The following is a 24880-nucleotide window of genomic DNA, read 5'->3' on the forward strand; positions in this document are numbered from 1 at the left end:
TTCGAGGAGCGGTTCCACCCAAGCCAGCTCGGCGGGAGGAGAACCGCCGACCCACACGGCCCCATATCCCAGAGACTCGATTTCTTTGGCTTGCGCGGGCGTGACGCCGCGGCCGAACGACCCGAACCGGCCCAGATTGGGTTTGCTCGCTGGTACATCGGTCATGTGTGTGTCCAACCCGTGGGCTGGGGTTGCTATTCCGGGATTTTGGTGTCGCCGAAACACCGGGTATCGTGGCGTATCGGTGCGGCACCCGCGCCGGCTTTTTGCGTGCCCAGTCCCTCGGAGATTCTAGGAATTTCCTGTCACCGGCTCACGTTTGAAGTCGGGGTGGATGTTGCGCCGATCCGGGCGCAGGTGGATACGAAAAGAACGACGAGGATTTCTGAGCAGATATGGCCAAAAAGGACGGTGCCATCGAGGTCGAGGGCCGCGTGGTCGAGCCCTTGCCCAATGCGATGTTCCGCATTGAGCTGGAGAACGGTCACAAGGTGCTCGCCCACATCAGCGGCAAGATGCGGCAGCACTACATCCGAATCCTGCCCGAGGACCGGGTGGTGGTGGAGTTGTCACCCTACGACCTGTCCCGGGGCCGCATCGTGTACCGGTACAAGTAACGAAAAGCCCGAACCGACCAGCGATAACCCACAGAACAGGATCGAAACCGCCGTGAAGGTGAACCCCAGCGTCAAGCCAATCTGTGACAAGTGCAGGGTGATCCGTCGGCATGGGCGGGTCATGGTGATCTGCTCGGATCCGCGACACAAGCAGCGCCAGGGGTAAGCACCCCGGCCTTTCGACAACTGAATGCAGACCTCCCAGCACCAGTGAGCGGCTGGCATCTCGAAGGAGATGGGCCGCCTCATCCACGCCCGGACGGAGGCCGGGCCCCGACTCAGACTTCTGCGCGGGAACGGGCTGGGATCAGACCTTCGCATGAGATAAAAGGAAACGCCACCCATGGCTCGACTAGTCGGCGTCGATCTTCCGCGCGATAAGCGGATGGAGATCGCCCTGACCTACATTTTCGGCATCGGCCGTACCCGCTCGAACGAAATTCTGGCGGCCACTGGCATCGATAAGGACCTGCGCACCAGGGATCTTTCCGATGACCAGCTGACCCACCTGCGCGACTACATCGAAGCCAACCTGAAGGTGGAGGGTGACTTGCGCCGGGAGGTGCAGGCCGACATTCGCCGAAAGATCGAGATCGGCTGCTACCAGGGCCTGCGGCACCGTCGTGGCCTGCCGGTGCGCGGCCAGCGGACCAAGACCAACGCGCGCACCCGCAAGGGGCCCAAGCGCACCATCGCAGGCAAGAAGAAGGCCAGGTAAAACCCGATGCCACCAGCAAAGAAAGCGCAGGCAGGCGCCGCCAAGAAGGGGCAGAAGACCCGCCGGCGGGAGAAGAAGAACGTTCCGCACGGCGCCGCGCACATCAAAAGCACGTTCAACAACACGATCGTGACGATCACCGACCCGCAGGGCAACGTCATCGCCTGGGCGTCGTCGGGTCACGTGGGCTTCAAGGGCTCGCGGAAATCGACGCCGTTCGCCGCTCAGCTGGCCGCCGAGAACGCCGCCCGCAAGGCCCAGGAGCACGGGGTCCGCAAGGTCGACGTGTTCGTCAAGGGCCCTGGCTCGGGCCGCGAGACCGCGATCCGGTCGCTGCAGGCCGCGGGCCTGGAGGTCGGCGCGATCGCCGACGTCACGCCCCAGCCGCACAACGGCGTGCGCCCGCCGAAGCGACGGAGGGTTTAAGTAATGGCTCGTTACACCGGACCCGTCACCCGCAAATCGCGCCGGCTGCGCACCGACCTCGTCGGCGGCGATCAGGCCTTCGAGAAGCGTCCTTACCCGCCCGGCCAGCATGGCCGCGCACGGATCAAGGAAAGCGAATACCTGCTGCAGCTGCAGGAGAAGCAGAAGGCCCGCTTCACCTACGGCGTGATGGAAAAGCAGTTCCGCCGCTACTACGAGGAGGCCGTCCGGCAGCCCGGCAAGACGGGTGAGGAACTGCTCAAGATCCTGGAGAGCAGGCTGGACAACGTGGTGTACCGCGCCGGGTTGGCGCGCACGCGCCGGATGGCCCGCCAGCTGGTCAGCCATGGGCATTTCACCGTCAACGGCGTGCTCGTCGACGTTCCCAGCTACCGGGTGTCGCAGTACGACATCGTCGACGTGCGGGACAAGTCGTTGAACACGGTGCCGTTCCAGATCGCGCGGGAGACGGCTGGCGACCGCCCGATCCCGAGCTGGCTACAGGTGGTGGGGGAGCGGCAGCGCATCCTGATCCACCAGTTGCCCGAGCGCGCGCAGATCGACGTGCCACTCAGCGAGCAGCTGATCGTCGAGTACTACTCGAAGTAGACCCCTCGGGGGGCTCCCACCCCCGAGAACCCCCGACGGCATCAAATAGCGGATGCCGAGAAGGAGAACAAGAAACACCATGCTGATTTCACAGCGACCCACACTGTCCGAAGAGATCCTCACCGACAACCGGTCCCAGTTTGTCATCGAACCGTTGGAGCCCGGATTCGGTTACACCCTTGGCAATTCACTGCGCCGCACGCTGCTGTCGTCGATTCCCGGTGCTGCCGTCACCAGCATCCGCATCGACGGCGTGCTGCACGAGTTCACCACCGTGCCGGGCGTGAAGGAGGACGTCACCGACATCATCTTGAACCTCAAGGGCCTGGTGGTGTCCTCCGAGGAGGACGAGCCGGTCACCATGTATCTGCGCAAGCAGGGGCCGGGCGAGGTCACCGCCGGCGACATCGTGCCACCCGCCGGTGTCACCGTGCACAACCCCGACATGCACATCGCGACGCTGAACGACAAGGGCAAGCTCGAGGTCGAACTCGTCGTCGAGCGCGGCCGCGGTTACGTGCCGGCGGTGCAGAACCGGGCTTCGGGTGCCGAAATCGGGCGCATCCCAGTGGATTCCATCTACTCGCCGGTGCTCAAGGTGACCTACAAGGTGGACGCCACCCGTGTCGAGCAGCGCACCGACTTCGACAAGCTGATCCTGGACGTGGAGACCAAGAGTTCGATCACGCCGCGCGATGCGCTGGCATCGGCGGGCAAGACTCTGGTCGAATTGTTCGGTCTGGCAAGGGAACTCAATGTCGAAGCCGAGGGCATCGAGATCGGGCCGTCGCCGGCCGAGGCCGACCACATCGCGTCGTTCGCGCTGCCGATCGACGACCTGGATCTGACCGTGCGGTCCTACAACTGCCTCAAGCGCGAGGGCGTGCACACAGTGGGCGAGTTGGTGTCGCGCACCGAGTCCGACCTGCTCGACATCCGCAACTTCGGCCAGAAGTCCATCGACGAGGTGAAGGTCAAGCTGCACCAGCTCGGTCTGTCGCTCAAGGACAGCCCGCCCAGCTTCGATCCGTCGGAGGTCGCCGGCTACGACGTCGCCACCGGCACCTGGTCCACCGAGGGCGCTTACGACGACCAGGACTACGCCGAAACCGAACAGCTCTAACGGGCTGGACTCGAGAACCTAGACAAACCTAGACAGGAGCGTCAGCAATGCCCAAGCCCACCAAGGGCCCTCGCCTCGGCGGGGGGTCTGCGCACCAGAAGGCCTTACTGGCCAATCTGGCCACGTCACTGTTCGAGCACGGCCGGATCAAGACGACCGAGCCGAAAGCCCGGGCGCTGCGGCCGTACGCGGAGAAGCTGATCACGCACGCGAAAAAGGGGACGCTGCACAACCGTCGAGAGGTTCTGAAGAAGATCCGCGACAAGGACGTGGTGCACGTCCTGTTCGAGGAGATCGGGCCGTTCTTTTCCGACCGCAACGGCGGGTACACCCGCATCATCAAGGTCGAGCCGCGCAAGGGCGACAACGCCCCGATGGCCGTCATCGAGCTGGTGCGGGAGAAGACGGTGACGTCGGAGGCCGACCGGGCCCGCCGGGTCAAGGCGTCGAAGAAGGCCGCGCCGGAGGCGGCGGCCGCGGCGCCGCAGGCCGCGGTCCAGCCGGAGGCCGTAGATGATTCGGCCGATTCGGCCGCCGCCGACGACTCGGCGGGCGCGCCCGAGGCGGCCGCGGCGGCGCCGCAGGCCGCGGTCGAACCGGAGGCTGCTGACGAGGCGACGGGCGACGCCACCGACGCCGAGGCGAAAGCGGCCGCCCAGCACGATAAGGCCGTGGCCGCCAGGGCGGAAGCCGAGCGAGCCGCCGACGCGGACGACGAGGCTGACGAGAGTTAGCGACACCGTCCGCCTGCGGCTGGACATCGCCTACGACGGAACGGATTTCGCGGGCTGGGCGACTCAGGCCGGGCAGCGAACCGTCGCCGGCGTCCTCGATGAGGCGCTGACTACGGTCTTGCGCACTCCGGTGCGCCTGCGCGCGGCCGGGCGCACGGATACCGGGGTGCACGCCACCGGGCAGGTCGCCCACGTGGACGTGCCGGTCGATGCGTTGCCCAAGGCGTACCCCCGCTCGCCGAGCACCGATGAATCGGAATTCCTGCCGCTGGTGCGGCGGCTGGGCCGGTTCCTGCCCACCGACGTCCGGGTACTCGAGATATCCTGCGCCCCAACGGGTTTCGATGCACGGTTCTCGGCGCTGCGGCGCCACTACGTGTATCGGCTGTCGACGGCGCCCTACGGGGTGGCGCCGCAGCAGGCCCGCTACGTGACCGCCTGGCCCCGCGCGCTGGACGTGGACGCGATGGCAATCGCGTCACGAGACCTGTTGGGACTGCACGATTTCGTGGCGTTCTGCCGTCAACGCGAGGGTGCCACCACGATCCGCGACCTGCAGCGGTTGGACTGGTCGCGCGAGGGCCACGACATCACCGCGCATGTCACCGCCGACGCGTTTTGCTGGTCGATGGTGCGATCGCTGGTGGGAGCGCTGCTGGCCGTCGGCGAGCGCCGTCGTCCGCCGTCTTGGTGCCGTGCACTCCTTACCGCGACCGAGCGGTCCAGCGACTTCGCCGCCGCCCCGGCGCACGGCTTGACTCTGGTCGCCGTGGACTACCCGCCCGATGACCAGCTGGCCGCCCGGAATCTGGTTACCCGGGACCTGCGCAGGCCCGGCTAACGTCCTGCGTGATTAATTGGTGTGCACTGAAACCCGCGTCGACCGTGGGTGATATGGACGAAAATTCTTGCGAAACCGTGCATAAGCCCCACGCTCGATACACGTTGAAACGCGGAGTCGGCGTCCTGCGGTGTGGGTGATTTAACGACGCACGATATTAGATCCGGCCCGCGACGAAACCGGCGGCCTGATTGGTCAAGCCGGGCACGTAGCCGAGGTGCGCCTTCCACTGGTTGCCGTCCGAGCAGATCGGGTCGCCCGGGTTGCACAAGTCAATGGTCTTGCCGTCGAAATTCGGGGTCAGCGCGCTCATCAGGCCGCCTGCCCGGGCGGACGGGTTCCCGAAGAGAGCCACGGCGGCGACATGATCGGCGTCCTCGGATGACAACGGCTGATGAAAGCCGAGGCCCGACAGCGGTGCGGCGGTGACGATGTCGATGACGGCGGCGCCCTGCGAATACCCGCCGAGGACCAGCTTGGTGTTGGGGCACTTGTCGGCCATCTGCTGGACGTGCTTGCTGGCGTCGTTGGCGCCGTCCGCGGCAGCCAGGAAGTCCTTGCTGGCAGGGTAGTTGACCCCGTATTCACCGACGTTCTTCCGCGTGTGTTGGCGCAGTGAGCCGATGAAAGCCTGGCCGACGCGGCCGACGCCGGGCGGCTCGTCGGTTCCCCGCGCGAACACGACCTCGACATCGGGGCAGGCCGCCGACGCGCGTGGCATCACCTGGGGTGCCGCCCACAACGCGGCCGCGGCGAGCACTCCTGCGCCCAGCAGCAAGCGAATACATCTCACACGGCGATGTTACGGGAGTTACTAATGTGGCGAAAGTGACTACCGCTTCGGCGACGCTGCCCGCGGCCTCGTCGACCAGCCCGGAGCCCAGGTAGGAGGGCTGCAAATGCGCGGCCCACGCGTGCCCCCATGTCGTTGGCGCCGCTGCCGACGAGCCAACCTGTGGGGACCAGGTGGGCGATGCGCCAGGGGACACCTACACCAGCGGGGCCTGAGTGACCGGCATGACCGGCGCGGACGGCGCCGCCGGGGCGGGACCCGGCGCGTGTACCGACGAACCCGGGCCCGGCGCCTGGGGGCCGTAGCCCGGCGTCTGCGGCCCATAACCCGGCGGCGGCCCGAACCCGGGCACCTGCTGCCCCGTCCCGGCCAGGAGTTTGGATGCAACGAAGGCGGCCGCCTGGGTGGTGTACACCGGGACGTAGCCCTCGGTGTGCCCGCTCCACTCGTTGCCCGGCCCGGCGTGACAGATCGGGTCGCTCGGGTTGCAGAGGTCGATTGCCTTGGCCCCGAGCAGCGCGCTCTGGCTCGGCAGCGTCCCGCCGGCGCGGTCGGCCACGTCGCCGAAGGTCACAACGGCCGCGATGTTGCCGGCGTACTCCGGTGGGAGCGAACTGCCCCAGTTGATGCCGCCGATCGGAACGCCGGCCACGATATCCATCACCGACGCACCCTGCGAGTAGCCACCCAACACGATCTTGGTGTTCGGGCACTTCGCCACCGCCTGCTTCACGCGGTTGATGGTGTCGTTGGCGCCGTCGCCGCCGTGCAACTGCAGCTTGCTGGCGGCGTAGTTGACCCCGTAGGTGTCGATCTTCAGGCCGCCGGTCTGCTGACGCAATGAGTCGACGAACGCGTCGCCGACCCGGCCGAGGCCGGGCGGCTCATTGGTCCCGCGAGCGAAGATGACTTCGACGTCCGGGCAGTCGTCCGCGGCGGCGACCGAGGGGCGCGGAGCCGCGTATGGGCTCACGAGCAGGCCGGCGGCGGTGACCAGTGCAGCGACACCCGGACCCACCCCGCGAGCTATGCGGTGGGAAAGCACGCCGAAATATTACCCGCACCAGCGACAACCTAAAACCCGTTGCTGTTGTGGATGACTTCCTCCTGTGGATGACTGAAGCCGACGACCTGCCCCGCGGCCTAACGTCCTCTGGAGGGGTCCGACAACTTTCGGGGGGACTTTGCAGCGCTCGCCGCGACAACCGACGGCAGCCCGACTACAGGTCAGCGGTTATCGGTTTCTGCTGCGCCGCGTCGAATGCGCATTGTTGACCGGGGACGCCGGGGCGGTCGGCCAGCCCCTGCGCGCGGCGACAGCCGCGCTGATGGTCGGATGCTTGGTCGCGGCCGTCGCGGCGGCGGGATGTGCTGTGCTGGCTTTGCTGCGGCCGCAGGCAGAGCTCGATCGGGCGCGGATCGCAGTGGGCCGGGACTCCGGGGCCCTGTACGTGCGGGTGGACGACGTGTGGCATCCGGTGCTGAACCTGGCGTCAGCGCGCCTGGTCGCGGCGACGCCGGCCAATCCGCAGCGGGTGCCCGAGTCCCTGCTGGCTCGCTCCAGACGCGGTCCCCTCCTGGGGATTCCGGGGGCGCCGCAGCTCATCGGCCGGCCGCTGTCCGAAAACGAATCGGCCTGGACCATCTGCGATTCGGACGGCGCCGTCCCGTCCGTGGTCGTCATCGGGGCCATCGAGGGGTCGCCGGTCGGTCGGCTGCCGGCCGGACAGGCCGTCCTGGTTGCGCCGGCGTCGGGTTCGCCGGTCTACCTGCTCTACAACGGGCAGCGTGCCATGGTGGACCTCGCCGACGCAGCCGTAGTGCGTGCACTGAGGCTGGAAGGGCGCGCGCCGCGGCTCGTCTCTCACTGGTTGCTCAACGCGCTGCCCGAGACGCCGCCCATCAGCGCTCCGCGAATTCGCGGCACGGGCGCCGACGCGCCCGGGTTACCCGGGTTTGCGGTGGGCAACGTGCTCCGCGTCACCCGCGGCGACGGTGACGAGTATTACGTCGTTTTGGTCGGCGGCGTGCAGCGAATCGGTCAGCTGGCCGCCGACCTCCTGCGTTTCAGCAGCTCGCTCGGCGCTGCAAACGCCATCGCGGTGGCGCCCGACGCGATCCGCGCCGCCGGCGTCGTGCGCGACCTGCCGGTCGCCGGTTTCCCGGACCGGGCGCCGGTGATGTCGGACGGCGGCAAGACCTTGTGTGTCACCTGGCAGCCGGGGCGCCCCGGCGATTCGGGCATCGCTTTGCTCGCCGGGGACGGCCTTCCGGTGCAGGCGGGTCAGCTGCCGGTGACGCTGGCGCAAGCCGACGGCGGCGGCGCCGCGCTGGACGCCGTGTATGTACCACCCGGCCGGAGCGCGTACGTGTTCGGCGGTGGCCGCGCCGGCACGCGATTCCTGGTCACTGAGACCGGGGTGCGGTTCGCGGTTCATGATGAGGACGCCGCACATGACCTCGGCCTTCCAGCGCCCATACCCGCGCATTGGCCGGTGTTGTCGGCGCTACCGTCCGGACCGGAACTGAGCAGGGTCAGCGCATCAGTCGCCCGCGACACCGTTGCGGGTGGCCCGTAAGCGGCCGGTCGCTGCACCGGTGGCGAGGACGACCGTTAGGGCGACCAGGCCGATGGCGGCGCCGCGCAATGCGGTGGTGCGCGCGCGAGAATTCGACGGCTGGGCCGGCGGCGGCGTGCTGATGGGCAGCGGAATCGGCGTGGGCTTGGAGGTGTCCGCAGTCGGATTCGATTCGGTGCTGACCGCGGCCAGGGCGTCGATCGTGCCACTGCCCACAAGCGGATCCCACCGGTTGGGCGGATGATGGGCCGTCGACTCGATGCGCTGCATCACCTGCCGCGCCGTCAGCGCGGGGAACCTGGCCCGGATCAGGGCGGCCAGGCCACTGACCACCGGAGCGGCATAACTGGTGCCGGATATGGGTCCGGATTCGAGCGAACTGACCGCCTCGCCGGTGGCCGCGACGTCTACCCACGGGCCGGCGAGGGTGAACGGGGAGGCGGTCCCCTCGGAGTTCACCGAGCCAACGGTCAGCACGTAGTCGTCGTACCAACCCGGAGTGGCGACGACCGTGACGTTATCCCAGGTTGGATCCGAACGCTGGGGTGGACATTGTCCGCCTCCGCTATTGCCCGCCGCCGCGACGACGACCGCGTTCTTGACGTCCACCGCGTATGCCAGCGCCGCGCCCAGTGCGCGGTCGTCGAGCGTGGAGGTGACCGGCACGCACGCCACCGAGGAAATGTTGATCACCGATGCGCCGAGATCGGCGGCCGCCCGGATGGCCTTGGCCATCGTGTCGACATCACCGACACCGGCGTGCGACCGATCGGCGGCGGGCGCGAACTTCGCACTGGACTGGCGGATGGCAACGATGGTGGCCTCGGGCGCCACCCCGCCGACGCCGTCGATAGCGGAATCCGCTGCCGCAGCGATGATTCCCGCTACCAGGGTGCCGTGGGCGTCGCAGTCCTGGGTGCCGTCGCCGGTGGAGACATAGTCCCCGCCGGGCACGACATTGGGCAGCCGGCGGTGCCGCGCGACCCCGGTGTCGATGACCGCAACCCGTTGCCCCGCACCGCGGGTGAGCTGCCAGATCCGCGCCAGGTCCGCGAGCTCCGGGAGCCGGCCGCGCTCCGGCTTGGCACCCGTCGAGGTCGGGGCGCACACCTCGCGTTGAACGGTCGGCCAGGGCGGCGCGGGCGATGCCGGCGTGGGTAGCCGCCGGTCATCGATCTTCGGCGGTGAAATCGCTTGCGCCGCGGGCATTCCGAGCTGGGGCAGCACGGTGAGCACCGACACCGCCAGCATGCGCGCGACGCATGCGGCACTCACGTGAGGCCCAATCGACGGATGGCGCCGTAGAGCCCGCATATCCAACAGGTCAGGGGTACCATCGCGACCAGCACCAGCCACTCGAGCACCTCCATGCCTCGGCGCACGACGGGTGAGAGCGATACGGCCGGAGCGATGAAGCCCACGCAGATCGCAGCGATCGCCAGCATTGCCGTCACCGTGGCGATCCACGCCGTGCGCTCCGGCACGCTCAGGGCGACGACGCCGAAAGTCGTTGCGACGACGGCGAACCCGCCGATGAAAAACACCACCATTCTTGTCCTGTCGCTTGTCCCGTCGTCGGACCGAGCGCGCAGTAGCAGCAGCCCACCGGTGACAGTGCCGAAGGCGATGCAGCACAACCGCGGCTCACCGTAGAGCACGGTGATGACGGCGCCGACGGCGGCCGACGACGAGAAGGCGGCGAGCAGGCTGGTCAGCCACCGTTGGGCAGTGATCGCCCTGTCGGGCACATCAACCGCTGCGGCCTGATCCGGCGGGGAAACCGGCCGGGGTGACAAGCCCGCCAGCAGGATCGATGCCCTCGCCGCCCACCCGAGCAGGCCAAGCGATAGCAAAGCGGCAACCGACCCGATGGCGTACGGCGGGACGGCGGTGACCATGCCCGTGAAAGCGGCGACGGCGATGATCATCGCGACGCACGAGACGGAGGTCAATGTGACGGCGCCGCAGCCCGATACCCGCATCGCGACGATGGAGACGACGGTTGCTGTGGTCGCGGCCAGCAATACGTTGGGGATACCAGGAGGACCTGGAACAGCGAGGAACCCGGCGACCGAGGCGAATTCGATGGCCATCAGGCTCGATGCCAGCCCGGCGATCGCATCCCGACACACCCGGTGCGCTATCGCCGCGAAGAACAGGGCGACAACGGCGGCGAGCGCCGTGACGCCAGCGGCCGCGCCGGTGGCGTTGGTGCGGAACGCATTGCGGATGAGCATGGCGGCGCCGATACCGGTCAGCACCGTAGCCGCAACGGCTGCGGCGAGTCGGTGCTGAAAGCGGTTGACGGGCCGTGCGGTCTGTTTCAGTGTCGCGGCCACGGCCTCGGCCACGTCGTCGTAGCGGACAGCCGGGGGCGGCGGCGGGCACTGGGTGAGAGCAAGAATCGCGCCGTCTCGGATACCGTTCTGCGCCAACGTGGTCGACGCATCCAACGCCGACGCACCCGGGGCGGCGAGTCGGTAGCGTCTCGGCTCGACGCCATCGAAATCACCGACACCGTGACCGCGCAGGATGTCGACGATTGAGGGGATCAGGGTGCCCACTGGGGTCGTGGCGGGCAGGGCTAGATCGACAACGGCGGCACCGGCATGGACCGACACTCGCCGCAGCCCGAAATCGGATGCAGGCAACGTGAACCCTTCGGTCGGATGGTCGTTACCGTAGCCAGCTTTCGCTCTCGCGGTATTCGGCTCTCCACAGGTGAGTTGCGGCGAAACCCCGTGCTCCTTACCGTCGTCGAACTGCTGGGAGGGCTGGATGACTGAAGGTTTTATTCCGGTGATGCGGGAGCCGTCGGCGGTGACCGCGACCACCGACGTCCTCATCGAGGCGCCGCCCCGCACGCCGCCGCCGGGAACGGCGGGCTTACCGGCGGTCCTATTACCGGCAGTGATGTCGGTGGCCACGATGGGCGTTACGGCGGCGGCCTTCTTCACTGGGTCACCCATTGCCCGCAACCCCATGTACCTGGCATTCCCCATGATGTCTCTGTGCTCACTGGCGCTGACGGTGGCCGGGGCGCGCGGCTGGCGGCGCGGCGCCGACATCGACACCGCCCGGGCTGATTACCTGGGGTACCTGGTCGCGCTTCGCGAGAGAGTAACTGAAATGGCTGCGGCGCAGCGTGTTTCATTGATCCGGACTCATCCCGACCCGGAGACGCTGTGGACGCTGATCGGCGGCCCGCGGATGTGGGAGCGGCGTGCGTCCGAATCCGACTTCGGCGTCGTCCGCGTCGGCATCGGGACCCAGCCGACGTCCGCCCGCCTGGTGTGCCCGGAAATGCCGCACGACGAGATGTCTGATCCGGTCACGGCGACCGCCCTACATCGCTTCGTCAATACCCATTCGGTGCTCACGGACGCGCCCGTGACGGTCGACGTGCTTGGCACAGGCACGATGACGATCGACGGCGACGCGACCTTGGCGCGCGGACTGCTTCGCGCCATGACGTGTCAACTGGCCGTGCTGCACGCCCCGGATCAGTTGGCCATCGTGGGCGCCGTCTGCGACGCCAATCGAGGCCATTGGGAGTGGTTGAAATGGTTGCCGCACAATCAGCATCCGGCCGCCGCCGACGCGGTCGGATCCGCACGCATGATCTACCACGACGCGGCCGACGCGCAGCGTGCGCTCGCCGGGCTGGGGCTGCCTCACGTGGTGGTGATCGCGGACCTGGACGGACGGGTTGACGAGATCGCGGGTACTACCGTCTTGGGAGTCGGGACCGCCTGCCGCGGAGGGCGGTTGACGATCAGCGGCGGGGGTGAAGCTCGTGCGTTGCCCTGTCCCGACGTGCTGAGTCCCGAGGAGGCGCTCACATGTGCCCGCCAGTTGGCGATGTACCGTGCGGGTCCGGCCGGGCCGCGGGACGGCGCGGGTCTCGACCTGACCGTGGAGTGGCGTCGGCAAGACCGTCGGCGGCGACTCCGCGTTCCCCTTGGAACCACGATCGAGGGCGCGGCCGTCGAGTTGGATATCAAGGAGCCCGCGGAAAACGGCATGGGTCCCCACGGCCTCTGCGTGGGCGCCACCGGGTCGGGCAAGTCGGAGCTGCTGCGCGCCATCGCTTTGGGCATGATGGCGCGGAACTCCCCGGCGGTGCTGAACATGCTTCTCATCGACTTCAAGGGCGGGGCAACGTTTCTCGAGTTTGCGCGAGCGCCGCACGTGGCCGCGGTCATCACGAACCTCGCCGAGGAAGCGCCGCTGGTGTGTCGAATGCGTGACGCGCTGGCCGGTGAGATCGACCGTCGGCAACGGCTCTTGCGTGCAGCCGGTTGCGCCGGCATCAAAGCGTACGAGCTCGCGCGGGATGCCGGCGGCGACTTGCCAGCGTTGCCCACGTTGTTCATCATCGTCGACGAATTTTCCGAATTGCTCAGCCAGCATCCCGATTTCGCCGACATGTTCGTGGCCATCGGGCGGCTCGGGCGGTCGCTGGGTATGCATCTGCTGCTGGCGAGCCAGCGGCTCGAGGAGGCGCGGTTGCGGGGCCTGGAAGCCCACCTCTCCTACCGGATCTGCCTGAAGACCCTGTCGGTCAGCGACTCACGAGCGGTGCTGGGGACTTCCGATGGATATGAATTGCCCAACACGCCGGGCGCGGGTTTCCTGCGCTCGGCGGGCGGTGAGCTGATCCGCTTCCAGGCCGCTTTCGTTTCGGGCACGCTGAACGCCGAGACGCCCCCGCACATGCGGGTCCCGGAGGCGCGCGCGGTTCGGGTATTCAGCGCCTGCCCCGTCGGTGCGGTCACCCCGGGCGGCCAGTCGGACGATCTGCCGACTCGTACCGTCCTGCAAGTGGTCCTCGACAGGATGTCGGGCCACGGACCGCCGGCGCACCAAGTTTGGCTGCCGCCCCTGGATGCCGCGCCGCCATTGGACACCCTGCTCCGCGACGCCGCGTGCGCACCTGACCGTCTGAGTGTGCCCATCGGCATTGTCGACCGGCCATTCGAGCAGTCCCGGACGCCGCTTGTCGTCGACTTGTCGGGTACCGCCGGCAATGTGGCGGTCGTCGGAGCCCCGCAGTCGGGCAAGTCGACGGCGCTGCGCACACTCATCACGGCCCTGGCCGCCACCCATGATCCCGTTCGGGTGCAGTTCTACTGCCTGGACTTCGGCGGCGGCTCGCTGGCGTCGGTGCGCGACTTGCCGCACGTGGGCGCGGTCGCCGGCCGCAACGAGCCGGAGCTGGTCCGGCGCATGGTCGCCGAGATGGAATCCATCGTGCGGTCGCGGGAGGCCGATCGGGCCGGGCAGCTGGCGGGCGGTGACCGGTTCGCCGACGTGTTCTTGGTCGTGGACGGCTGGGCGAGTCTGCGTCAGGACTTCGACGGGCTGGAGGGATCGATCATTAGTCTTGCCGCCCAGGGGCTTTCGTCCGGTATGCACGTCGTGCTGTCGGCGTCGCGCTGGGCCGACATCCGGCCTTCGCTGAGGGATCAGATCGGCACTCGCATCGAATTGCGGCTGGGCGACCCCGCTGACTCCGAACTCGACCGCAAGCGCGCCCGGCTGGTACCCCACGATCGACCCGGCCGCGGCCTGTCCGGCGACGGCTTGCACATGGTGATCGCCCTGCCCGCTGGCCCACCCGGTGATGTGGCTCGCAATCACCGATCGGTGGCGCCGCCGATACCGATGCTCCCCGTGCAGGTGGACCTCGACGAGCTCGTGCAGCGGGCCGGTGCCGCACTCCGCACCGGCATCCTGCTCGGTCTCGGCGAACGCCGATTGCTCCCGGTACCAGTCGATTTCGAGGAACATTCGCACCTGCTGGTGCTCGGAGACATCGGGTGTGGAAAGACGTCCACGCTACGAACGCTGTGCCGCGAGATCGTTCGGACCAACACCGCCGCGCAAGCGCAACTGCTGATCGTCGACTTCCGCCGCGCGCTACTGGATGCCGTCCCATCGGCGCATCTGGGTGGCTATGCGGCGGGGCCGGCTGCGCTTGAAGCGTTGCTGCAGGAGCTGCTTCACGTGTTGCGGCGACGGCTGCCACCGGCGGACGCCACCCCAGCTCAGCTGCGAACCGGGTCATGGTGGGCCGGGCCGCACCTTTACGTCGTAGTCGACGACTACGACCTGGTTACCGCCGGGCCGAATAACCCCCTGGGAGCGATTCTCGAATACCTGTTCCAGGCAAGGGATCTCGGCCTGCATCTGATCGTTGCGCGGCGCGGTGGCGGGGCCGAGCGCGCCATGTTCGAGCCACTGCTCGCGGGACTTCGTGACCTCGGCTGCCTGGCCCTGATGATGAGCGGGCGACCCACCGAGGTCGCGGTCTTCGGTGCCGGCCGGCCCAAGCCGATGCCACCGGGCCGCGGCATCCTCGTCACCCGCGGGGGCGACGAACACGTTGTGCAGGTTGCCTGGAGCCCGCCCCCGTGAGGTCGGCCCCGGCCGCGCACCGCGCGATCATCGAAACCGGCCCGGCAACCATCCGTCGATTGTGTTGTGACGCAACCGAGGTAGCGGATGACGACGACGCGTCGGAGGTCGGCGAAGAGGCGTTGAACGCGATAGACGACCGGGTAGCCCTCGTCGGCGGCCGCCCGGTCGGCGTCGGGTCGCTGTGGTGCGCCGCGCTGCGGCGTCTGATGTGCACGGCCCCGGAAGCGCACAAAGCGGCGCTCCTTGTGCATCCCTCGTGGTGGTCACAGACGCGTGTCGGCGTCGTGATCGCGGCTGCGAGGACGCTGACCGACGACGTCCTGACGCGGCCGCGGTCATGGCTGCTGATGCAGGCGACCGATGCCGAGCCCGATTCCGCCGCGGTGGTGGAGGTCTCCGAGCGGTTGGTGGTGATCACGGGCGCGGAAGTCGCCGCCATACCCCGCGGGGCGGCAGCGGACCCAGTTGCCGAGAAGGTCGCCGCGATCGTCGCCGGCATGGGCGCCGCCGTCGTGGTGATCGACGGATCGACCACGATCGCCGGCGGGCCGCAGCTGGCGGCGTTGATCGCGCAGGCAGTCCGCGGCGTCGGCGCAGAGGTCATGCCCGTCGGCGACTTTCGGTTGTCCCGTCTCGTCGGGTCGCTTCTCGCGCCGCCTGAGAAGCGGCCCGAACCGCGCATCGACGCCGGTGCCAGGCGTCGGCGACCAGGTCGGCGGACGCTGAGCGGGCTAGCGGCCGCCATCGTCCTGGCCGCGGCCGCGCCGGCCCTCGTCCCCGTGCGCCGGGACGTGGCGCCGTCCCGCGTACCGATCCAATCGGTCCCCGGGAAGTTTCTGGTAGAGGGCCGGGTGGCGCTGACGGTTCCCGCCGATTGGCCCGCGCAGCGGGTGGTCACCGGGCCGGGCTCGGCGCGCGTGCAGGTCACGTCGCCCGTCGATCCGGAGGTGGCGTTGCACGTCACGCAATCACCGGTGGTGGGCGAGACGCTGAGTCACACCGCTGAGCGGCTGAAGCGAGCCATCGACGCCGAGCCGGTCGGGGTCTTTGTCGACTTCAATCCCTCGGGAAGCAGTGCCGGCCGGCCGGCGGTGACGTACCGCGAAGTCCGTGCCGGCCATCAAGTGCGGTGGACGATATTGCTGGACGGCCCCGTGCGGATCAGCGTCGGGTGTCAGAGCCGGCCCGGCGACGAGAACGCGGTCCACGACGCGTGCGAGCAGGCGGTGCGGTCCGCCCACGCGATCGGATGACCTGGAAAAGTCGGGTGGAACCAAAACCGCGGCGGCCGGGTCGAATTTGGTATGGGTACGACAAATACGCTGAGCACCGACTTCGATCTCATGCGCTCGGTGGCGGACACGACGGACGCGCGTAACGAAGAGATCCGGGCGATGCTGCAGACGTTCATCGGGCGGATGAGCAGCGTGCCGCCCTCGGTGTGGGGCGGGGCCGCCGCCGCGCGGTTCCGAGATGTCCTGGATCGCTGGAACGCCGAGTCGATGCGGCTCTACGGCGTCCTGCACACCATCGCCCAAACCATTCGACAGAACGAGGCCATCCTGCGGGAGGCGGGTCAGGCCCACGCCCACCGCATCGCCGCCACGGGCGGAAACCTATGACCGGCGGACACATGGACCCGGTGTTCGCGTACAACTTCGGCGAAATCGAATACTCCGTTCGCCAGGAGATCCACGCCACCTCGGCCCGTTTGAACGGGGCGCTGGAGGAGCTCAGATCGCAGATCGCCCCGCTGCAGGAACTGTGGACCCGGGAAGCGGGGGCGGCCTACCTGGTCGAGCAGTTGAAATGGCAGCAGGCGGCGACTGCCCTCAATCAGATACTGGTCGATCTCGGGACCGCGGTGCGCGACGGCGCGGAAGAGGTCGCGAGCGCCGACCGACGCGCCGCCGGCGTCTGGACACGCTAAAAGCCAACCAGCCCCTGTGTGGTCCCGGCGGAGGAGAGCCGCCGGGACCACACAGTCGTTTTGACCTGCAGGGACGCGCATCGGTAAGCTGCTCGGTTGGCGTGCGGTACGCCGGGGCCTCGGGTCAATGTCGGTCGCCGAGAACCCTTCCTTTTGGACCCACCGCCAGCGCCTGACCGGCACCCGGCTCGACCCGGGATCCACATCCTCTACAAGAGGCTCGAGAAGAAAAGGTAAGCGCTGTGCCCACCTATGCCCCGAAGGCCGGTGACACCACGCGTGCGTGGTACGTCATCGACGCCACGGACGTGGTGCTTGGCCGCCTTGCCGTCGCGGCGGCCAACCTGCTGCGCGGCAAGCACAAGCCGACGTTCGCCCCCAATGTCGACGGCGGTGACTTCGTCATCGTCGTCAACGCCGACAAGGTCGCGATCAGCGGCGACAAACTGGACCACAAGCTCGCTTACCGCCACTCGGGATATCCCGGCGGCCTGCGCAGCCGCACGATCGGCGAGCTGATGGAAAAGCACCCGACCCGCGTCGTCGAGAAGGCCATCGTCGGCATGCTGCCCAAGAACAAGCTCAGTCGCCAGATCCAGCGCAAGCTGCGCGTCTACGCCGGCCCGGAGCATCCACACGCCGCTCAGCAGCCGGTTCCCTACGAGATCAAGCAGGTGGCCCAGTGACCGAGACGACCGAGGCTGTAGAGACCACGGAGGCCCCGGCGGGAAGGGCGGACGATTCGTTCGTCTTCGAGCGACCCATCCAGACCGTCGGTCGCCGCAAAGAGGCCGTGGTACGGGTGCGCCTGGTGCCCGGGACCGGCAAATTCGACCTGAACGGCCGCAGCCTCGAAGACTACTTCCCGAACAAGGTGCACCAGCAGCTCATCAAGGCCCCGCTGGTGACCGTCGACCGGGTGGCAAGCTTCGACATCTTCGCGCACCTCAACGGCGGCGGCCCGTCGGGCCAAGCGGGAGCGTTGCGCCTGGGCATCGCCCGGGCACTGATCCTGGCCTTCCCGGACGACCGGCCCGCGCTGAAGAAGGCCGGCTTCCTCACCCGTGATCCGCGTGCGACCGAGCGCAAGAAGTACGGCCTGAAGAAGGCCCGCAAGGCGCCGCAGTACAGCAAGCGCTGATCCGCGATTACTTCCCGGCCCGTATCGGTGCATCTTCTGCACCGTCTGCGGCGTGTCGACGCGCGAAAACGCCTGGTTTGGGTCACAAAAGAACGGGCACGTTAGGTCAACGACCGTCACTGTGAGAGGTTTGTCCGCATGGGTCGACTATTCGGCACCGACGGAGTTCGCGGGATCGCCAATCGGGAACTGACCGCGGAGCTGGCGGTGGCGCTGGGCGCCGGGGCGGCGCGGCGCTTGGCGGCCTCCGGCGCACCCGGCCGGCGAGTCGCCGTCATCGGTCGCGATCCGCGGGCCAGCGGCGAAATGCTGGAGTCCGCGGTCATCGCGGGTGTGACCAGCGAGGGTATCGACGCGCTGCGGGTCGGGGTGCTGCCGACCCCGGCGGTGGCGTACCTCACCGGCGCCTATGACGCCGACTTCGGCGTGATGATCTCGGCATCGCACAACCCGATGCCCGACAACGGCATCAAGATCTTCGGCCCCGGCGGGCACAAACTGGACGACGACACCGAAGATCAGATCGAGCAACTGGTCCTCGACGTCTCCCGGGGGCCCGGTTCGCGTCCCGTCGGCGCCGCGATCGGCCGCCGCGTCGACGCCGTGGATGCGGAGGACCGTTACCTGCGCCACCTGAGCAAGGCCAGCACGCTGCGGCTCGACGGTCTTACCGTGGTCGTCGACTGCGCGCACGGCGCGGCCTCGTCGGTGGCTCCGCGCGCCTATCGCGCCGCCGGGGCGCGGGTGATCGCCATCAACGCCGATCCCAATGGGCTCAACATCAACGACGGCTGCGGCTCGACACACCTGGACTCGCTGCGGTCGGCGGTTCTCGCCCACCGCGCCGACCTGGGTCTGGCACATGACGGGGACGCCGACCGCTGCCTGGCCATCGACGCTCAGGGGCAACTCGTCGACGGCGACGCGATCATGGTCCTGCTCGCACTGGCGATGCAAGAGGCCGGCGAACTGGCTTCCGACACGCTGGTCACCACCGTGATGAGCAACCTTGGGCTGCACCTGGCGATGCGCAAGGCCGGGATCACCGTGCGCACCACCGGTGTCGGCGACCGCTACGTGCTGGAGGAGTTGCGGGCCGGCGAATACAGCCTCGGCGGCGAGCAATCCGGCCACATCGTGATGCCCGCTCTGGGGTCCACCGGAGACGGCATCGTCACCGGGCTGCGAGTGATGACACGCATGGTGCAGACCGGCTCGTCACTGGCCGCCCTCGCCTCGCCGATGCGAGCTTTGCCGCAGGTGCTGATCAACGTCAAGGTCGCCGACAAGGACACCGCCGCCGCAGCACCGGCCGTGCAGACCGCGGTTGAGCAGGCCGAGGCCGAATTGGGCGACACCGGTCGAATTCTGTTGCGCCCCTCGGGAACCGAACCGATGATCCGCGTCATGGTGGAGGCACCCGAGGAAGGCGTCGCGCAGCGGGTCGCCACCCGGCTCGCCGAAGCGGTGCGCGCGCCGCGCTGATCCCGCGGCGGGGGAACCCCGACGCGCCGCCGGGCGTCGGACTAGGCATGAGATTCGATAGCTCCGGGGTACAACGGGTCGCTGATCAAATGAGCGCCGCCGCCGCACTCATCGACGGCGCGGCGCGTAATGATTTGGCCGCGTTGACGTTCGGCGGGGCAGCCGCCGGCCGGGCGCATGTCGAGCGCGGAGAAGCGCTGCGCGTCGAGCTGGAGCGACTGACGGCCCAGGTGCGTCGGTGGTCGCGGACGGCCGACGAGATCGCCATCGCGCTGCGGGCCGGCGCCGACCGTTACGCCGGGGCCGACATGTATGCCGCGGCGCGGATCGCCTGATCGTGGCCGATCGGTTTGACGTCGCCGAGCGCCTCGCCGAGGGGAGCCCGGCCGTCGAGCACACCGAGACATACGTGCGGGCTTGCCATGCGCTCGGCTACGAACATCCAGACTTGACGACGCACCCTTCGCGGCTCCGTGATTGGTACGACAGCGAAGAGGGCCTCGATCTCCGTTCATTGGATAGCGACTGCGCGCACCTGCGGGCAGCGGGCGCGGCGGTCATGGAAGCGTGGCGGATCCAGCGTGCGCAGATCGCCGAGCTGGCCGCGGCGTGGACGGGCCCCGGCGGCGACTCCGCCGTCAGGTTCCTGCAACGTCATTGCGACGCCGCATATGCCGTCGCCACCGAGGTGCGCGCCGCGGCTCAGCGGTGCGAGTCGCTGCGCGACAACCTGTGGTATCTGGTCGATTCCAAGGTCGCGACGGCCATCGCCATCGACGATCGCACGCGGGCTCAGCGGCCGACGTGGTTGGCCGCCGCTGCCGCGGTCACCACCGGGGCGGGGGAGCGCACGACCGCCGAAGAGGTGGTCCGTCAGCAGATAACGCCCTACGTGGACAACGAGATTCGCGATGACTGGCTGAACGCGATGCGTTCGACGGAGGCCGGGGTGGGGACGTCCTTCGACATGGTCACCGACCGGATGGCCGCGGCGCCCGCGGCGTGTTTCGAAGTTCCCGACGATCTCGGACCTGGCTATCGGCCGTCGCCCGCGCCGAGCGTCCCGACAGCCGCGGCGTCGGTCACGCCCATGTATCCCGGTGTGCCCGTGGATCCGGCCCCCGCCGCCGTGACGGCCGCACCGCCAACCCCGGCGCCCGCACCGCCACCCGTGGCGCCCGCACCGCCACCCGTGGCGCCCGCGCCGGCCGCTTTCCCCGCGAGCCCGCTGCCGGAGTTGGGGACGGCGCTGGGCGATGCTCCGTCCATGGCCGCGGGGGATTCTGGCGGCGGAGCGGGCGGTCTCGGCGGGCTGGCCAGCCGGATCGTCGACGCCGTGGGTTCGCTGCTCGGTTCGGTGGCCGATGAGGCCGATCCCAGCAATGCCGCCGACGAGGATCCCTTCCACGATGGCGACGTCGCGAACAAGGCCGATGAGCCGAACAAGGCCGATGAGCCGGAAAAGGCCCCGGAAAAGGCCCCGGAGGTCGACAAGCCGGACGATAAGCCAAAGGAGGGGGCACCCGCCGACGAAGCACAACCGGTCGACACTCCGGCGCCGGCTACGGACGCCCCGGCGCCCGCTGCGGACGCTCCACCGGCCCAGCCGCCGCCGGCCCCGATTGACGCGCCCGCGCCGGTACCCAAGACGCCGTGCGAAATCGCCGCGGACCAGCTTCCCCAGGCGGGCGGGTGACGGCTCAGGCGGGCCGCATCTGCAGGACGTCTTCGACAAAGCGCATGGATTCGCCGGCGTCGGTCGCCAGGGGGCTGACCAACAGCGTCGTCACACCCGCATCGGCGAAGGCGGCCAACCTTTCGGCGACGTACCCGCGGGGGCCGACCAGCGATATCCCGTGTACCAGTTCGTCGGGCACCAACGCGGCGGCCTCGGCCTTACTGCCCGACAAATACAGCTCCTGGATGCGGTCCGCTACCGAGCCGTACCCGTAGCGGGTGGCGAGGTTGTGGTAGAAGTTGCGGCCCTTGGCGCCCATGCCGCCAATGTAGAGGGCCACGTTCGGCTTCACCCACGCCAGCCGCTCGGAGATGTTGTCCCCGATGGCAACCGAGGCATGCACCATGATGTCGAGCGGCCCAAGCGCCGGGTCCCGCTTTGCGGTGCCGGCCGCCAACGCCTCGCCCCACACCAGATGGGCTTTCTCCGGAAGGTAGAAGACGGGCTGCCAGCCCTCGGCGATCTCGGCTGTTAGCTCGACGTTTTTCGGCCCCAGCGCCGCGATCATGATCGGAATCCGTTCGCGCACAGGGCGATTGATCATTTTGAGCGGCTTCCCCAAACCCATTCCGCGGTCCGCGGGCAACGGGATCTGATAGTGCTTGCCCGTGAATTGCACCGGCTCACGGCGCCACACCTGGCGGCAGATCTGCACGATCTCGCGGGTGCGGCCGACCGGCGCGTCGAACTCGACGCCGTGAAAGCCCTCGATCACCTGCGGTCCGGAGGTCCCGATCCCCAGACGAAATCGCCCGTCGGACACGAAGTCCAGACCCGCGGCGGTCATCGCCAGCAGCGACGGCGTGCGGATGTACATGGGGAAAACGCCGGAGGCCAATTCGACGGTGTGGGTTTTGGCGGCCAGATACCCGAGCTGGCTGACCGCGTCGAACGAATACGCCTCGGCGACAACGGCGACGTCGATGCCGACGTTCTCGAGTGCGACGACGCGGTCCACGGCTTCGTGAAACCCGCCCGAATAATCCAGAGCGATCCCGATTCGCACCCACGACAGATACCACGACGACGGGCGCAAGCGGCGGCCGGCGCGTCACTTGAGCAGCGCGGCGATCTTCTCCTCCAGCGCGACCGGCGGGGCCTCAAAGTCCACCCGGTCCGTCCCCGGCAGCTTCGCGTCGGGCTCGGCGAAGTCGCGATACCGCTTGTCGCCGCCCAGCGTATAGAGCAGGTAGCCCGTCAGCAGCGCCCGAACCCTGCGCTGGGTGCGTCGGTCCGGGCCGGACAGCCCGAAAACCTTGGTGAATCGCCGGCCCTCGACCAGCCCCCCGGCTTCGGCTTTGCGGACGATCCGCAGTGTGGCCGTGTCCCAAACGGCGGTAAGCGCCAGCGCGTTGGAGTTCAGCGACGTCGAATCACCGGGGGCGGCCAAGATCAAGCCGGGGACCTTGCACGTCGCCGCCGGCTGCTCGGCGGGCGGAGTCGTGACCGAGGGGAAGAGGGCCGCCGCCGCCGCGGGTTTGTCCGGCATGCCCGCCGCGGCGAACACGGCGGCCGAGCCGCCGAAACCGTGGCCGACCACGCCGAGCTTGGCGGGATGGACGCTAATGTTGCCGGCACCGAGGCGGACGCCCGCCACGATGTCGAGGGCGGTGCCGAGGTCGAACGCAAAGTTCAGCACCGAAGGGGCGAGGCCCCGTTGGGTGTCGGGAGCCCCCGCCACGATCCCCCACGACGCCAGATGTTCCAACAGCCCCGAGTAGCGGACGGCACCCGTGAGCCAATCGTGACCGAAAGCCACGGCGGGCAGGTTGAGCCCGGCTTCGGGTGTATACACCACCCCCGGCAAACCGGCAAAGGCCAGGTCACCACGCAAAACTCGATGCGGTCCACGGCGGCTGACGGCTGCGACGAGCTTGCGGATGCGGGCCACCCGTCGACGTTAGCGCATCCGGTTTGTCAGGCCGTGACCTCGATGAGGCCCACACGCCACAGCAGCGCGTACACCTGCCGCAGCGGAATGCTCAGCAAACGAGCTGCGGCGTCGGACAACGGGTCGCCCCCGGCACCGATCGGCCTCGGCCGTGGCGCGGGCGGCGGTGTCGCCACATCGTCGTGCCGAACGGCGGTCATGATTTCCTCCCGGAAGACGTAACGCGCGCGGGCAACCGCAGAAGCGACGCTCTTTTGTAGGGAATATCCTGGCGTATTCGGTGATTTACATATGCGTTTGCGAGGCCCGCGAATAGCTGCACGCCGAAACCCACGGCAGAGCATCCCAGTGCGCTTACCGAACGGCTCGAATCGCGCCATTGCCGGCTATCGAATGAAACTGACGGCAAAAGGGTGGTTGCGTTGTGGTGTAGCCGCGCTCGAACCCGATGAACACGTGGTATCGCAGAGCTGTCCGGTCGTCGGGGTGGTGCCGACCTGTGCGCGGTTGTGATCGTCCGAGGGGCCGTCTTCCTGCGAACGACCCTCCGCATCGACGTTGTCGACTTCGCAGTTCGCATGTCTCCCCCGCGGTTTGCCAGTTATAGCCAATGCAAATTCTAAATGTGGCTGCTGCTGGGGCCGTGAAGCAACTTGAAACGCCGGAAATACAACAGGTGAAAACACATTGTGTTTAATGAATATCGTATGAATCGGAATGGGTCGCGCAGCCACCCGCCCGAACCGGGCTCAAACGCAGCTGCCCAGGTCAGTAGTGCTTGACGGGTGCGCGGCGGCGACTGCACTACCCTGGTCAGAATGTGCGGAATCGTCGGCTACGTCGGGCGCCGTCCGGCCTGCGGGGTCGTCATGGACGCGCTGCGCCGTATGGAGTACCGCGGCTACGACTCGTCCGGAATCGCGCTGGTAGACGGCAGTGGTCCCGTCGGCAAACTCACCGTCCGACGTCGAGCCGGCCGACTGGCCAACCTGGAGCACGCGGTGGCCGGCATGGCTGCATCTTGCGAGGCGTCCCTGGCCGGGACCACCGGTCTGGGCCACACCCGCTGGGCCACCCACGGTCGGCCCACCGACCGCAACGCGCACCCGCACCGCGACGCCGCCGGCAAGATCGCCGTCGTCCACAACGGCATCATCGAGAACTTCTCGGTCCTGCGCCACGAGCTCGAGGCGGCCGGCGTGGAGTTCGCCAGTGACACCGACACCGAGGTCGCGGTGCACCTGGTGGCGCGGGCATACCGCCACGGCGAGACCGCGGGCGACTTCGCGGCCTCGGTGCTGGCGGTGCTGCGCCGGCTCGAGGGCCACTTCACGCTTGTGTTCGCCAACGCCGACGAGCCGGGCACCATCATCGCGGCTCGCCGCTCGACACCCCTGGTGCTCGGGATCGGCGATCGCGAGATGTTCGTCGGCTCCGACGTGGCGGCGTTCATCGAGCACACCCGTGACGCCGTCGAGTTCGGCCAGGACCAGGCGGTGGTGATCACCGCCGACGGCTACAAGATCACCGACTTCGACGGCAATGACGATGCCGCGAACGCTCGCCGCTTCCACATCGACTGGGACCTGGCCGCCGCCGAGAAGGGCGGCTACGAGTACTTCATGCTCAAGGAGATCGCCGAGCAGCCCACCGCGGTGGCCGACACCCTGCTGGGGCACTTCGTTAACGGCCGGATCGTCCTCGACGAACAGCGGCTGTCCGATCAGGAGCTGCGCGAGGTCGACAAGGTCTTCGTGGTCGCCTGCGGCACCGCGTACCACTCCGGGCTGCTGGCGAAGTACGCGATCGAGCACTGGACCCGCCTGCCGGTT

26 protein-coding genes and 1 pseudogene are annotated in these 24880 nt (G+C 68.3%); 19 read left to right on the forward strand and 8 right to left on the reverse strand.

Features of this window, described 5'->3' with window-relative positions; translation table 11 throughout:
• Positions 1–165, reverse strand: a pseudogene (locus tag JO059_RS07155) (LLM class F420-dependent oxidoreductase); the annotation flags it as partial.
• A 230-nt stretch (positions 166–395) separates the two neighbouring features.
• Here JO059_RS07155 and infA point away from each other — a divergent pair.
• The 8 genes from infA to truA all read left to right on the forward strand — a co-directional run bounded on the left by infA (position 396) and on the right by truA (position 5068).
• Positions 396–617, forward strand: coding sequence for a translation initiation factor IF-1 (gene infA, locus JO059_RS07160; protein WP_003418601.1), 222 nt, complete (start codon positions 396–398; stop codon positions 615–617).
• Positions 618–669: 52 nt separating this feature from the next.
• Positions 670–783: a 50S ribosomal protein L36 gene (rpmJ, locus tag JO059_RS07165; protein ID WP_003879483.1), complete on the forward strand. Its 114-nt coding sequence runs from the start codon at positions 670–672 to the stop codon at positions 781–783.
• A 177-nt stretch (positions 784–960) separates the two neighbouring features.
• Positions 961–1335 carry a 30S ribosomal protein S13 gene (gene rpsM / locus JO059_RS07170; protein WP_085233506.1) on the forward strand — a complete coding sequence of 125 codons (375 nt, stop codon included), beginning with the start codon at positions 961–963 and terminating at the stop codon, positions 1333–1335.
• A gap of 6 nt (positions 1336–1341) precedes the next feature.
• Positions 1342–1761, forward strand: coding sequence for a 30S ribosomal protein S11 (rpsK, locus tag JO059_RS07175; protein ID WP_293315398.1), 420 nt, complete (start codon positions 1342–1344; stop codon positions 1759–1761).
• Positions 1762–1764: 3 nt separating this feature from the next.
• Positions 1765–2370: a 30S ribosomal protein S4 gene (gene rpsD, locus JO059_RS07180; RefSeq protein ID WP_293315399.1), complete on the forward strand. Its 606-nt coding sequence runs from the start codon at positions 1765–1767 to the stop codon at positions 2368–2370.
• A 79-nt stretch (positions 2371–2449) separates the two neighbouring features.
• A complete protein-coding gene (locus JO059_RS07185) occupies positions 2450–3493 on the forward strand; it encodes a DNA-directed RNA polymerase subunit alpha (RefSeq protein ID WP_293315400.1) in 1044 nt (347 codons plus the stop codon).
• 47 nt (positions 3494–3540) lie between these two features.
• A complete protein-coding gene (rplQ, locus tag JO059_RS07190; protein ID WP_293315401.1) occupies positions 3541–4227 on the forward strand; it encodes a 50S ribosomal protein L17 in 687 nt (228 codons plus the stop codon).
• Positions 4228–4252: 25 nt separating this feature from the next.
• Complete coding sequence (truA, locus tag JO059_RS07195; RefSeq protein WP_293315417.1) at positions 4253–5068, forward strand: tRNA pseudouridine(38-40) synthase TruA; 816 nt, start codon at positions 4253–4255, stop codon at positions 5066–5068.
• Between the two features lie 157 nt (positions 5069–5225).
• On the opposite strand, the gene JO059_RS07200 is transcribed toward truA, so the two are convergent.
• Positions 5226–5789, reverse strand: a complete 564-nt coding sequence (locus JO059_RS07200; RefSeq protein WP_293315418.1) for a cutinase family protein — start codon at positions 5787–5789, stop codon at positions 5226–5228.
• Positions 5790–6057: 268 nt separating this feature from the next.
• Complete coding sequence (locus tag JO059_RS07205) at positions 6058–6906, reverse strand: cutinase family protein (RefSeq protein WP_293315402.1); 849 nt, start codon at positions 6904–6906, stop codon at positions 6058–6060.
• A gap of 139 nt (positions 6907–7045) precedes the next feature.
• Here JO059_RS07205 and eccB point away from each other — a divergent pair, with 139 nt between their 5' ends.
• Entirely contained in the window at positions 7046–8440 is a 1395-nt protein-coding gene (gene eccB / locus JO059_RS07210; RefSeq protein WP_293315403.1) for a type VII secretion protein EccB, read from the forward strand.
• On the opposite strand, the gene mycP is transcribed toward eccB, so the two are convergent.
• A complete protein-coding gene (mycP, locus tag JO059_RS07215) occupies positions 8405–9691 on the reverse strand; it encodes a type VII secretion-associated serine protease mycosin (RefSeq protein WP_293315419.1) in 1287 nt (428 codons plus the stop codon). The two genes, eccB and mycP, sit on opposite strands and share 36 nt — an antisense overlap.
• 20 nt (positions 9692–9711) lie before the next feature.
• Positions 9712–11091 (reverse strand): type VII secretion integral membrane protein EccD, encoded by a 1380-nt coding sequence (gene eccD / locus JO059_RS07220; RefSeq protein WP_293315404.1) that lies wholly within the window; start codon positions 11089–11091, stop codon positions 9712–9714.
• A gap of 127 nt (positions 11092–11218) precedes the next feature.
• On the opposite strand from eccD, the gene eccCa reads away from it, so the two are divergent.
• The 9 genes from eccCa to JO059_RS07265 all read left to right on the forward strand — a co-directional run bounded on the left by eccCa (position 11219) and on the right by JO059_RS07265 (position 21115).
• Positions 11219–14860 (forward strand): type VII secretion protein EccCa, encoded by a 3642-nt coding sequence (gene eccCa, locus JO059_RS07225; RefSeq protein ID WP_293315405.1) that lies wholly within the window; start codon positions 11219–11221, stop codon positions 14858–14860.
• On the forward strand, positions 14857–16116 hold the full coding sequence (locus JO059_RS07230; protein WP_293315406.1) for a type VII secretion-associated protein: 1260 nt from the start codon (positions 14857–14859) through the stop codon (positions 16114–16116). Before eccCa ends, JO059_RS07230 begins: the two co-directional genes overlap by 4 nt.
• 51 nt (positions 16117–16167) lie before the next feature.
• Positions 16168–16485, forward strand: coding sequence for a WXG100 family type VII secretion target (locus JO059_RS07235; protein ID WP_293315407.1), 318 nt, complete (start codon positions 16168–16170; stop codon positions 16483–16485).
• 11 nt (positions 16486–16496) lie between these two features.
• Positions 16497–16793 (forward strand): WXG100 family type VII secretion target, encoded by a 297-nt coding sequence (locus JO059_RS07240; RefSeq protein ID WP_293315420.1) that lies wholly within the window; start codon positions 16497–16499, stop codon positions 16791–16793.
• Between the two features lie 242 nt (positions 16794–17035).
• The gene (gene rplM, locus JO059_RS07245) at positions 17036–17479 is read left to right on the forward strand and encodes a 50S ribosomal protein L13 (protein ID WP_293315408.1); all 444 of its coding nucleotides are present in this window, start codon (positions 17036–17038) and stop codon (positions 17477–17479) included.
• Positions 17476–17934, forward strand: coding sequence for a 30S ribosomal protein S9 (gene rpsI, locus JO059_RS07250; protein ID WP_293315409.1), 459 nt, complete (start codon positions 17476–17478; stop codon positions 17932–17934). The genes rplM and rpsI overlap by 4 nt, the downstream gene beginning before the upstream one ends.
• 138 nt (positions 17935–18072) lie before the next feature.
• Complete coding sequence (gene glmM / locus JO059_RS07255) at positions 18073–19419, forward strand: phosphoglucosamine mutase (protein ID WP_293315410.1); 1347 nt, start codon at positions 18073–18075, stop codon at positions 19417–19419.
• A gap of 47 nt (positions 19420–19466) precedes the next feature.
• On the forward strand, positions 19467–19754 hold the full coding sequence (locus JO059_RS07260; RefSeq protein ID WP_293315411.1) for a type VII secretion target: 288 nt from the start codon (positions 19467–19469) through the stop codon (positions 19752–19754).
• A gap of 2 nt (positions 19755–19756) precedes the next feature.
• Positions 19757–21115, forward strand: coding sequence for a hypothetical protein (locus JO059_RS07265; protein ID WP_293315412.1), 1359 nt, complete (start codon positions 19757–19759; stop codon positions 21113–21115).
• A 4-nt stretch (positions 21116–21119) separates the two neighbouring features.
• Here JO059_RS07265 and JO059_RS07270 read toward each other — a convergent pair whose 3' ends face one another.
• The 3 genes from JO059_RS07270 to JO059_RS07280 are packed head-to-tail and all read right to left on the reverse strand — an operon-like array spanning position 21120 to position 23248.
• Positions 21120–22163, reverse strand: coding sequence for an LLM class F420-dependent oxidoreductase (locus tag JO059_RS07270; protein ID WP_293315413.1), 1044 nt, complete (start codon positions 22161–22163; stop codon positions 21120–21122).
• 45 nt (positions 22164–22208) lie between these two features.
• Complete coding sequence (locus JO059_RS07275; RefSeq protein ID WP_293315414.1) at positions 22209–23048, reverse strand: hypothetical protein; 840 nt, start codon at positions 23046–23048, stop codon at positions 22209–22211.
• Between the two features lie 26 nt (positions 23049–23074).
• On the reverse strand, positions 23075–23248 hold the full coding sequence (locus JO059_RS07280; RefSeq protein WP_293315415.1) for an Rv1535 family protein: 174 nt from the start codon (positions 23246–23248) through the stop codon (positions 23075–23077).
• Positions 23249–23866: 618 nt separating this feature from the next.
• Here JO059_RS07280 and JO059_RS07285 point away from each other — a divergent pair.
• On the forward strand, positions 23867–24880 hold a 1014-nt coding region (locus JO059_RS07285; protein ID WP_293315416.1), incomplete at its 3' end, for an isomerizing glutamine--fructose-6-phosphate transaminase.

This window comes from Mycobacterium sp., assembly GCF_019247615.1.
GTDB lineage: Bacteria > Actinomycetota > Actinomycetes > Mycobacteriales > Mycobacteriaceae > Mycobacterium.